The organism is Acinetobacter lactucae (assembly GCF_013344765.1).
GTDB classification, from domain to species: domain Bacteria; phylum Pseudomonadota; class Gammaproteobacteria; order Pseudomonadales; family Moraxellaceae; genus Acinetobacter; species Acinetobacter lactucae_A.
In genome coordinates this window covers 1-10,836 of record NZ_JABVBF010000120.1, presented here as the reverse complement: position 1 = coordinate 10,836, position 10,836 = coordinate 1, and the positions used below count along the sequence as shown (strand labels likewise).

Sequence of the window (10,836 nt, the reverse complement as noted above, 5' to 3'; positions counted from 1 at the left end):
TTGAATAAGAGCATATAAAAAGCAAACCCCAAGTGCTAAATTTGCACTTAGGGTTTATACAAAAATCACTCGTGATTTACTTCAAACCAAAAGTCTTTCTAATACTTTTATCAACCGGGCCACTCGGCATAAATCGACGTAACTTACTTAACAAAGATGCTTGCCCAGATGGCGTACGGCGCATTTGCCAATCATTGAGTGCTGCTTTAACAATTGTATCAGCAACACCATCGGGCTGAGGTGCCTGATCGATCTGATTTAAAACGGCCTGTGTAGCTAAGTCACGTTCTTGATCGTATTCAGGAATTTTTGAACTTGCTACAGGGGCATTTTTATCCAAATTAGTTTTAGTAAATGAAGGCTGAACAATGGATACACGAATTCCAAATTGTCGAAGCTCATGATCTAAAGATTCAGATAATCCCTCAACCGCATGTTTGGATGCCGAATATAGCCCCATATACGGTGAAGGTAGGAAACCTAATACTGAACTAATATTTATAATTCTTCCATAATGCTGGATTCGCATATAAGGTAATACTGCTTGTGTAGTACGAAGAATACTAAATACATTTGTGTTGAATAAGGCTTCTGCTTCTTTTACAGAGGTCTCTTCTACTGCACCAATTAAACTTGCTCCAGCATTATTAACTAAAATATCAATATGCCCAGCTTGCTCAATAATAAAGTGAATAGCTCGTTGGACAGAGTCTTCATCTGACACATCCATCTCAACAAGCTCTACACCTTCTATTGCTTGAGCTTTGACTTTATTTCTGACTGTACCGAAAACTTTATGGCCGAGTTTAGCAAATTTTTCTGCTGTCACTTGCCCAATACCGGACGAGACACCTGTAATTACAACCACTTTTGAGTTTGACATATGAACTCCGAATAATTTTTAAATTTGAATATCTAATCATTAGACCGCTGGTTTAGCTCCGATCTTGAACCAGATCGAATACATGGCTGGCAGGAAAACCAAAGTTAAAATGGTTCCTGCAAGCGTTCCGCCAATGAGTGTGTAAGCAAGCGTTCCCCAAAACACTGAGTGAGTCAGAGGAATGAAAGCCAAAATCGCTGCTAAAGCTGTCAAAATTACAGGTCGGGCGCGTTGTACCGTGGCCTCAACCACTGCATTCAAAGGATCTAGCCCCGCTTCTTTGTTTTGCTGAATTTGTCCAATTAAGATGAGCGTGTTACGCATCAAAATTCCAGACAATGCAATCAACCCGACTAATGCATTAATACCAAAGGGCTGCTGAAATAAAAGAAGTGTAGGTACGACACCAATTAACCCCAACGGGCTGGTTAAAAACACCATAATCATTGCAGCGATAGACCTCACTTGAAGAATGATAATGAGCAGCGTCATTGCCAACATGATTGGGAAAATAGGAAGCATGGCTTTAGTGGCTTTACCCGACTCTTCAATCGAACCTGCTTCAATAATGCGATAACCTTTTGGTAGATTTTTAATGACGGGCTGAAGCTGTTTGGTAATTGCAGTAGATACGTCTGGTGGTTGCAAACTTTCGGCAATATCTCCACGAACAGTTATTGTAGGTACTCGATCTCGACGGCGTATGACAGGTTCTTCCATCCGTACTTCAATTTTGCCAATTTGTGCTAAAGGAATACGCTGTCCATTTGCTCCAGTCAGTGTGAAATCACCAATTTTTGCAGGGTCTAGTCTGATATCACCTGCTGAACGAGCAACAACTTGCACTGTACGGATATCTTCACGCACAGATGTAATTGGAATACCAGTGAGTAAGAACTGTAATTGCTGTGCGACTGAACTTGATGTAAGGCCAACTGCTTGTAAGCGGTCTTGCTGTAATGTGAAATGCAGAGCTGGTACACGAGTTCCCCAATCCGTATTTACAGTTCGCATCATTGGGCTTGTATTCATAACTTGCTGAACTTGAGCCGCAATCACACGTAGTTTTTCTGGATCTGGGCCTGAAACTCGGTAAGCCACTGGATAGGGTGAATATGGTCCAAACACAAGTTGTGTTACACGTAGCTGTGCCTCAGTTGCAAGTCCATTTGAAATGGCTTGTCTTAAACGGTGTTTTAAGGCTTCACGTTCTTCCTGATTGTCAGTTCGTATCACAATCTTGGCAAAGGATGGATCTGGTAACTCAGGCCCCATCGAAAAATAGAAACGAGGTGCACCTTGGCCAATATACGATGTCACAATTTTTGCTTCATGTTGCTTAGATAACCAAGCCTCAACTTTGGCTGTCGCAGCACTTGTTTGCGTAATCGATGTACCATAAGGCATCTGTACTTCAACAAGCACTTCAGGTCGGTCCGAGATTGGAAAAAATTGTTTTTTTACCAATGCCATTCCACCTACGGCCAAAACAAATAGTCCGATTACACTACCAGCAACAAGCCATTTACGTGCAATCACACGTTCAAGAATTTGACGGAAACGGTTATATCGCGGGGTGTCATAAATTGCATCATGACCACCTTCAACTTTTTTAAAATTAGGTAACATTTTCACACCCAAGTAAGGCGTGAAAACCACAGCCACAATCCATGAAGCAATCAGTGCAATACCCACAATCCAGAACATATTGCTGGTATATTCCCCCGCTGAAGATCGAGCGAATCCGTTTGGCATGAACCCTACAGCTGTGACTAATGTTCCAGAAAGCATCGGCGCTGCCGTATGGCTCCATGCATAAGCAGATGCAGCTATTCGACTAAAGCCCTCTTCCATTTTTACGACCATCATTTCAATCGCAATAATGGCATCATCAACCAAAAGTCCTAAAGCAAGAATCAGAGAGCCCAGTGTAATTCGGTCAAAGTTTTTACCCGTTGCCAGCATCACCACAAAAACAATAGCTAATGTAAGCGGTACAGCCATAGCAACCACGACACCAACGCGCCATCCCATGCTAATAAAGCTTACAAACATAACCACAAGCAATGCTGCAAAGAATTTAATCATGAACTCATCAACCGATGAGCTAATATTGACCGCTTGGTCAGTCACTTTGTTTAAACTGATGCCTAGAGGTAAATCTTCGTTGATGGAGGTGACTTCTTTCTCTAATGATTTACCAAGATCTAAGCCATTCCATCCTTCGCGCATCACCACTCCTAACAGTAAGGTCGGTTCCCCACCATTACGAATCATGAATGTTGCAGGATCTTCAGTACCACGTTTAACAGTCGCAATATCTGACAATTTCAAAGTGCGGCCTTGAGCCGTTATCGGGGTGTCACGAATTTTTTGTAGCTTGTCAAAAGCACCATCTAATCTGACAAAAACTTGAGGACCTTTGGTTTCAATGGAACCCGCGGGAGTAAGCACATTCTGATTATTCAGTGCAGCAAATACATCTTGTGGATTTACACCTAGAGTTGCCAAGCGCTCATGCGAAAATTCAATATAGATACGTTCAGATTGCTCACCAATAATATTGACTTTCTTTACACCCGGTACATGAAGTAGCTGCTGCCGAATTGTTTCTGCATCACGGACTAATAATCTTTGCGCTTCATTTTTTGCCTTCAATGAATATAAAGCAAAAGTTACATCTGCATATTCATCATTAACAAGTGGGCCAATAACCCCAGCAGGTAAATTGCTCATTTCATCATTTACTTTCTTCCTTGCTTGATAAAATTCCTCCTGAACCTGTGATGGTGGCGTACTATCAAGCAAAGTCAGTGTTGTAAAAGCTAAGCCAGGTCTAGTATAGGTTTCTGTTCGATCGTACCAACGCAGCTCCTGCATCCGTTTTTCGATTTTTTCAGCAACTTGATCTTGCATCTCTTGAGCAGTTGCCCCTGGCCATGCAGTCACAATGGTCATCACCTTCACTGTAAAAGCTGGATCTTCGGCACGACCTAATTTAAAAAAAGCAACGATGCCTGCAATTGAAATCAAAAAAATCAGAAATAGCGTGATACCGCGTTCGCGTACAGCAAGGGCTGATAAGTTAAAACCTTTCTCACTCATGAGTGGTCCCCTTCATTTCCAACTGAAGGATGACTCGCTTGTGATGCAACACGTACCAATTCACCTTCGCGAAGCAAATGCGCTCCTAAAGCAACAATTCGATCTCCATTTTGAATATTGCCAGTGACATAGGCATATTCATCATCAAGCTGTTTAACCACAACGGGACGCCACGTTACTTTCTGAGTTTTTCCATTAATTACCCAGACCCCACTTCCCTTGCCCTTATCAAGCAAGGAACCAACGGGCACTTTAAAAAAATGTTGTGAACTCTGATTTTGATTGGCAATACGAACAGTAACCGTTGAACCTAAAGGAGCATTTGCTAAATCGCCTTCTAAGACGAAACGTGCCTCAAAAGTACGAGTAAGTTGATCTGCTGTATTTGATAACTGTCTAAGTTTAGCTGGGACACTTATATTTTCTTTACCGAATAGTGTAGCTTGACCTATAGCTCCTATTGCAGGACGTAATGTCTCTGGAAGCTGAATGATTGCTTCTCTTTGACCAGAATGAGCTAAGCGAATGACTGTTTGACCCGCACTGACAACCTGACCTGGTTCGACCAGTGTTTCCATAATCGTACCATCACCATCCGCAATTAAATCGGCATAATGACTTGCGTTTATTGCAACCTTTGCTTGGGCTTGGGCAGAATTTAGCTGTGCTTTTGCTGTATCTGCCGCGGCTTTAATTTGATCATAAGTTGAAGCAGATATAGCTCCACTTCCACTCAAATCACGATATCGAGCTTCATCTTTCTCTGCTTGTTCTGCACGCGCTCTAGCTGCATCTACAGCTTCCTGCTGGGCTTTGGCCGCAAGTTCTAAATCGACCGGATCAATACGCATCAGTAACTGACCGCGCTTTACTGTCTGGCCTGCTTCAACAAATCGTTTGATGACTTTGCCAGAGACACGGAAACCTAGATCACTTTCTACCCGCGCCCCTATCGTGCCTGTGAATGCTCTTGAATCGGAAGTGATTTCATCTTGTACAGTTGCGATTCGTACTAACGGCGCCGAAGTACGGGGGTCAGATTGCGTATTTTCAGCACAACCGAGCAAGAAAAAAGGAAATATACATATTGCTGTAAACGGAATAAGGCGACGATAAAGCATATTTGAGCCCCCCTTAACAAATTAATCAGGAGACTCATTTTTAATCAAGTGACCAATTTAGTCAATAGTCACAAATCTATTATGGCGATAAACTTCTTAGTACAAGACTAGAAAGCAAGACTGGAGCATCGGTGTTATATGAAATACTATGTTGTAAAAGTAGTGGGTGTAGATAGGGTCTCATCACTAAATAAATAGCCTTAACTGCTTCATCAATTGGCGTTTTTCTTTCAAAATCACCTGATTGGCGACCTTCTTGAATAATGTTCTGTACTACTTTAAGAATTCGATTTTCATAAGCGATTGTAGCATCCCATTTCTCAGAAGCAGCAGAAACAGCAATTTCATAAAGCTTACGCTCTTGAGAAAATAAACGAAGGCTTGCTTCAACAATTACTTTAAATAACACTCTTAATTTTTCAGCTGGATATTCAGCTTCATTAATAGCCGTATTAACTTCATCTTCAATTTCACGTAAACAATTGGCACATATCATTTCGCCAATTGCCTGTTTAGATTCAAAAAATTTATAAATATAAGCTTTAGAGAAACCTATAGATTTTGCAAGATCAGAAACTGTAGTTTTCTCATACCCATATCGGCTGAAATGCTCTGTAGCGGCACTCAGAATTTGATCTCTTACATCATGATCTTCTGGTCCTCGCTTTGAAACAGGATAACTACTCTTTTCTTTACTCATATTTTCAATTTAAACCTTTATCTGGAAGTGGCAGTTTAACTCTTGCGAAATGATATTGACAACTAGTGACCAAATTGTATTATAGTCACAATTAAACTATTGTTCAAAATCTCGCCTCGGGGGAAATATGTTATCTAGATCTATCGTTCTCCTACCCATCATTGTAAGTACTCTTACTGCGTGTACCGTAGGTCCTAATTATAAACGCCCTCATATATCTCTACCCGAGCAATACCTTGGCGCCCCCTTAAACTCATCAAATGACAATGACAAAGCAGATATTGCCGTATGGTGGCAAAGTTTTAATGATCCGCAACTGACTCGATATGTCACATTAGCGTTAAAACAAAATCTTGATCTGACCCAAGCATATACTCGAGTGACTCAAGCTCAGGCAGGATTGTCGGCAGCTAATGCCTCTTTACAACCAATAGGGACTGTTGGCACACAAGCAGCTAAAGTTTACCAATCTGTTGAAACACCTTTGGGGCAAGTTTTAAATTCAATGCCAAATTTTGACCGACATGGTCGTTCTTATGACGCAAATTTAAGTGCAACTTGGGAGTTAGATATTTTTGGAGGTCTTCGCAGAGATCGTGAAGCTGCTCTTGCAAATTATCAGTCTTCAAATGCAGGAGCCTCAGCCGTCCGTTTAATGGTCGCAGCTCAAACTGCAAATATCTATATTAATATTCGTGGCTTACAATCTCGATTAGACATTGCCCATCAACAATTAAAAACTCAACAGCAACTTCTTTCAACCATTAATCTTTTATACAGCAAAGGATTAGCTTCCGAATTTCAGGTCAAACAAGCTAAAGCGAATGTTGCTCAAGTTCAAGCTGTTATTCCTGTTCTTGGAATGAATCTAGACATTGCCATGAATGCCCTCGACGTTATGCTTGGAACCGTACCGGGAACTCACCGAGCAGAACTAGCAGAAGTAAAACCAATTCCCGTTATTCCTCAGATTATTGAAACAGGAACACCTCGAGATCTTTTACGTAGACGACCAGATCTCATCATGGCTGAAAGACAACTCGCAGCATCAAATGCACGCATTGGCAGTACGATTGCAGAATATTACCCAAAGGTCTCTTTAGGCGGTTTGATAGGTAGTGCAACCACAGCAAGTGGAAACTTATTTTCAAGTGGTGCCAATCAGGCAGCTGGCTTATTAGGCTTACGTTGGCGCTTATTTGATTTTGGTCGAATTAATGCAGAAATTCGCTTAGCCAAGGGCCAAGAAGCCGAAAAGCTCGCAGCCTACCAATTAGCCGTTTTGCATGCAGCTGAAGATGTAGAAAACTCATTATCAACTTTATCTAAAAGACAAGAACAACTCGTAGCACTTCAAGATGGTGAAAATGCGCTACACCATGCACAGAAAATCGCTCTAATTGCCTATCAAAAAGGGATTAACAGTCGAATAGAAGTATTACAAGCAGATTCAAATGCTTTGCAATTTTCAGATAGAAAACTTCAAGCACAAACTGATTCAGCCCTTGCAGCTGTAGCAGTTTACAAATCACTAGGTGGTGGTTGGCAACCCCAAGATTTTTAAAATCGATCCTGTTACAGAGATAGAAATATCCTTGACCAGACACTTCTAGAGCGAACTTAGACTATGCAGGAACAATCAATACGCCAGACATTAAAAACACAAGATTTAAATCAGGCGATTTTAAATGGGCCAATTACTCAAACAATGTTGAAACTGGCGTTACCCACGATAACTGTTCTTTTCGTACAGACATTGATTGGATTGCTAGAAACTTATTTTGTAAGCTCATTAGGAACCCCAGTAATGGCTGGTGTCGCCGTTGTTTTTCCAATTCTTATGCTTATGCAAATGTTAGCAAATGGTGGATTTGGCGGAGGACTCTCTTCAGCAGTTGCACGTGCCTCTGGAGCAGGTCGATTAGAAGATGTGCAATCCCTCGTCTGGCATAGCGTCATTCTTGCGGGTCTTTTGGGAGGAATTTTTAGTATTGTTATGCTCATTGCTGCCCCCACGATCTACCAATTAATGGGCGTTACGGGCTTAGCTTTAGATGCTGCTCTAAAATATTCCAATATTATTTTTCTAGGTTCACCTCTCATATGGGCTGTAGCACTCCTCTCCGCCTCATTACGTGGTGCGGGTGATACAAAAACCCCAGCTCGTGTAACACTTCTAGGTGGTGTCCTGCTTTTACCAATCTCTCCTCTTTTAATTTTTGGTTGGGGATTCATTCCCTCATTTGGCGTCGCTGGCGCTGGACTAGCGGTCTTAAGTTATTATGTTTTCGCTATCGTATATCTCATTAGACATATGCGTGCAACGCATAGCATCATCAGATTATCTACCAGCTCCCTTAATCTACATTTTTTCAAAGAGATTCTTGGTGTTGGTTCACTATCTGCAATTGGTGTCATTCAAGTTAATTTAACTGTAATCATCATCACCACTTTAGTTGGTCAATTTGGATCTGATGCAATTGCTGGGTACGGTATTGCTTCTCGCTTGGACTATATACAGATTCCACTTATGTTTGGTATCGGCTCAGCCATTATGACCATGGTAGGGATTAATTATGGCGCTGGACAATTTCAAAGAGCACAACATATAACATGGGTTGGAGTTTTTATTAGTTTTCTAATCACGGGTTCAATCGGTCTTTTCTTTAGCATTTTTCCCTCTCTATGGCTCAGACTTTTTAGTAGTGATCAAGCAGTTATACAAACTGGAATAACCTACTTACAGCATGTGGCACCTTTTTATGGCGCAATAGGGATTGGGATGGCACTGTACTTTGCAGGTCAAGGCTCGAAGCGACTTTTAGGCCCTCTTATCGCTGGCACCATTAGAATGATTATTGCCGCCTTTATTGGAAGTATTGCTGTATTACATTTTAACTTTAGCCTATCAACTTTCTTTCAGATTTTGGGATTAAGTGCTTTGACATTTGGCCTAGTGTCTTGTTTAGCAAACCTTATAAAAAATAAGTAGGTCTCTATTTAATAAATTAGGAAACTACCAAGGACTATCATTATTATGACAAAAAACAAACAGGTTCAGCGTGGTCGGCCTGCCAATCAGGCACTTAGCCAAGCGATCATTGATGCAGCATATGAGCTCTTTGACAAATTGGGTTTTCACACAGCAACAATGGAAAAGGTCGCTCAGCGTGCAAAGATTTCTAAAATTACCATTTATCGACACTTTAAAAGTAAAGAAGCACTTTTCGATGCAGTCATTGCAGCCCGTTGTGAAAGATTCAATATGCAGACTCTTTTTGAAGGACTCCAAGGTTCAGCCGAAGAACAACTCATGGCGGTGGGATCGTCGCTACTGCATACGTTATTAAGCCCAGATGTTCGTAGTGTCGAGGCTATGATCGTAGCCGATAAGACAAACCAAAAGACATTAAGCAAGCTCCATTACGATGCAGGCCCCACCCACGTCTTAGCCCAAATTGAGACCCTGCTACTTCAATTGCATACAAAAGCGCTTCTGAACGTGCCTAATCCTCTTCAATCTGCCCGAATGTTTGCCGCGCTTTTCAAAGGATCTGATCTGTTAATGATTGCGCGTTTTGATGAAGCGAGAGCAACGGACGATCATGAAATTGAATCCTATTGTCGAGCGGCTGTTAAAATGTTCATCGCTGCTCATAGTGGTAACGACTAGATGGGTTAATACGCCTTGTCGTTGCAAATAACACATTATTTTTAGCACCACTCATATAGCGAATATCAGCCTGTAGGCCCATATTTATATATATGTCTTAAACGAATCCCACAAAAAAACAATCCAGCACCTTTTCCCTCTCATCCACTTGATTTGAGTCTAAAAGCTGAATAATTGCGCCTTCGATCATATATAAAAACAGTTTGGCATCCTGAAAAGTCGCATCAGTTTTTAGTTTGATAAGTTGGCTATAGATTTCATTGATCATCCATGTTCTATATCTCACCGCGATTTGATAGGTGTTTGGATAGATCAGTTTCGTTTCAAAAATGGCTTTAAATAATAGAAAGTACAGCCCTCCTACATCGGTGTGTAAGAAATAAAGCTTTTTGAGTTTATTCCTAGCGTTGGTGCCTTGATCGTACTCGGCAATTGAAACCACTTTTTCTTTTAAACGTTCTTTCTGCACGATCAAACAAATCTCAATAAACCGCTCTTTTGAATGAAAAAAGTTATAAAAAGTCGCTTTGGTAATTTCACACTCTTTGACGATTCGATCTACCCCAACCGTGTGAAAGCCACGATGGTGAAATAAATCAATCGCCTTATTGATGACTTGTATGGCACGAGAAGAAAGCACTAAATTTGGCATAGTTTTACCGTTATAAATTCTTGTTGTTTCTCAGTGAGATACTTTTTTGGGAGAAAAAAAGGCGCAGCAAAGCCGTAAAGACTGTGCTTGGCACATCTCAAGTTTGTTGTTGCTAAGTTTTAAGTAAAAATGACTTTAAGCCTGAAAACCTTAGTGCGTTCAAGCTGCTTTAAATTTTTAAGCTGTGTCGTTATAGCTTTTGGCGTTGAGAGCCAAGAAATAATGGATGTGCAAAGCCAACTCCTTTTTATTGGGAGTTCTGCCGACATTAAAATTATGGTGGCAGAACGAGAAAGGGTTCGCGGACTGGGAAAGATAACCAGCACACCCGAAGGTGTCCCTCTCCCGTCCTACCGCTACGGGAGGAGACGAGGAGATGCTCACACAAAACTATCCCTCAGAAGGAATAACTCTGATGCGATCTTTCATCACGGTCCGCGACGACCGTCTGGCAATGTAGGCCAGCAGGCAAAGAATAGTGTCCAACCCTTTTGCAGTCAAGCACGCAAAATGCCATTTGTTTTAAATTAAATCATTAGAAAAGTACGGCTAAATAATGAGTGGATTATTGTTAAGTGGGGGGAAATAAAAACAGCCTTGGGAGGCTGTTTTTATTGGAGATGTTTACTATCAGCCAAAAAGATTAACGCCAGTTGTAGAAATTGGAGTTTCTTGATTCTTTTTTAATTGGCTGTATAAAGA

Annotated in this window: 8 protein-coding genes and 1 pseudogene; 3 read left to right on the top strand and 6 right to left on the bottom strand. The window is 41.2% G+C overall.

Going from position 1 to position 10,836, the window contains the following annotated elements; all coding sequences use genetic code 11:
* Positions 1 to 76 precede the first annotated feature (76 nt).
* The 4 genes from HUN22_RS12225 to HUN22_RS12210 all read right to left on the bottom strand — a co-directional run bounded on the left by HUN22_RS12225 (position 77) and on the right by HUN22_RS12210 (position 5,809).
* Positions 77 to 883, bottom strand: coding sequence for an oxidoreductase (locus HUN22_RS12225; RefSeq protein WP_174729734.1), 807 nt, complete (start codon positions 881 to 883; stop codon positions 77 to 79).
* Between the two features lie 39 nt (positions 884 to 922).
* Positions 923 to 3,988 carry an efflux RND transporter permease subunit gene (locus tag HUN22_RS12220; protein WP_174729731.1) on the bottom strand — a complete coding sequence of 1,022 codons (3,066 nt, stop codon included), beginning with the start codon at positions 3,986 to 3,988 and terminating at the stop codon, positions 923 to 925.
* On the bottom strand, positions 3,985 to 5,109 hold the full coding sequence (locus HUN22_RS12215; RefSeq protein WP_174729728.1) for an efflux RND transporter periplasmic adaptor subunit: 1,125 nt from the start codon (positions 5,107 to 5,109) through the stop codon (positions 3,985 to 3,987). Before HUN22_RS12215 ends, HUN22_RS12220 begins: the two co-directional genes overlap by 4 nt.
* Before the next feature lie 79 nt (positions 5,110 to 5,188).
* Positions 5,189 to 5,809 (bottom strand): TetR/AcrR family transcriptional regulator, encoded by a 621-nt coding sequence (locus HUN22_RS12210; RefSeq protein ID WP_131325088.1) that lies wholly within the window; start codon positions 5,807 to 5,809, stop codon positions 5,189 to 5,191.
* Positions 5,810 to 5,936: 127 nt separating this feature from the next.
* Here HUN22_RS12210 and HUN22_RS12205 point away from each other — a divergent pair, with 127 nt between their 5' ends.
* The 3 genes from HUN22_RS12205 to HUN22_RS12195 all read left to right on the top strand — a co-directional run bounded on the left by HUN22_RS12205 (position 5,937) and on the right by HUN22_RS12195 (position 9,482).
* A complete protein-coding gene (locus tag HUN22_RS12205; protein WP_174729725.1) occupies positions 5,937 to 7,373 on the top strand; it encodes an efflux transporter outer membrane subunit in 1,437 nt (478 codons plus the stop codon).
* Between the two features lie 63 nt (positions 7,374 to 7,436).
* The gene (locus tag HUN22_RS12200; protein ID WP_174729722.1) at positions 7,437 to 8,801 is read left to right on the top strand and encodes an MATE family efflux transporter; all 1,365 of its coding nucleotides are present in this window, start codon (positions 7,437 to 7,439) and stop codon (positions 8,799 to 8,801) included.
* A gap of 45 nt (positions 8,802 to 8,846) precedes the next feature.
* Complete coding sequence (locus HUN22_RS12195) at positions 8,847 to 9,482, top strand: TetR/AcrR family transcriptional regulator (protein WP_174729719.1); 636 nt, start codon at positions 8,847 to 8,849, stop codon at positions 9,480 to 9,482.
* On the opposite strand, the pseudogene HUN22_RS18175 reads toward HUN22_RS12195, so the two are convergent.
* Together HUN22_RS18175 and HUN22_RS12190 are read right to left on the bottom strand one after the other, a co-directional pair.
* Positions 9,463 to 9,561: pseudogene (locus HUN22_RS18175) on the bottom strand (PaaI family thioesterase); the annotation flags it as partial. The gene HUN22_RS12195 and the pseudogene HUN22_RS18175 overlap by 20 nt on opposite strands.
* 18 nt (positions 9,562 to 9,579) lie before the next feature.
* Entirely contained in the window at positions 9,580 to 10,134 is a 555-nt protein-coding gene (locus tag HUN22_RS12190) for a TetR/AcrR family transcriptional regulator (RefSeq protein ID WP_174729716.1), read from the bottom strand.
* Positions 10,135 to 10,836: the final 702 nt, after the last annotated feature.

Bases quoted from the DNA above. Each gene is read 5' to 3' on its own strand.
- HUN22_RS12210 (WP_131325088.1), bottom strand. From the start codon at position 5,809: ATGAGTAAAGAAAAGAGTAGTTATCCTGTTTCAAAGCGAGGACCAGAA.
- HUN22_RS12190 (WP_174729716.1), bottom strand. From the start codon at position 10,134: ATGCCAAATTTAGTGCTTTCTTCTCGTGCCATACAAGTCATCAATAAG.
- HUN22_RS12200 (WP_174729722.1), top strand. From the start codon at position 7,437: ATGCAGGAACAATCAATACGCCAGACATTAAAAACACAAGATTTAAAT.
- HUN22_RS12225 (WP_174729734.1), bottom strand. From the start codon at position 883: ATGTCAAACTCAAAAGTGGTTGTAATTACAGGTGTCTCGTCCGGTATT.
- HUN22_RS12205 (WP_174729725.1), top strand. From the start codon at position 5,937: ATGTTATCTAGATCTATCGTTCTCCTACCCATCATTGTAAGTACTCTT.
- HUN22_RS12195 (WP_174729719.1), top strand. From the start codon at position 8,847: ATGACAAAAAACAAACAGGTTCAGCGTGGTCGGCCTGCCAATCAGGCA.
- HUN22_RS12220 (WP_174729731.1), bottom strand. From the start codon at position 3,988: ATGAGTGAGAAAGGTTTTAACTTATCAGCCCTTGCTGTACGCGAACGC.
- HUN22_RS12215 (WP_174729728.1), bottom strand. From the start codon at position 5,109: ATGCTTTATCGTCGCCTTATTCCGTTTACAGCAATATGTATATTTCCT.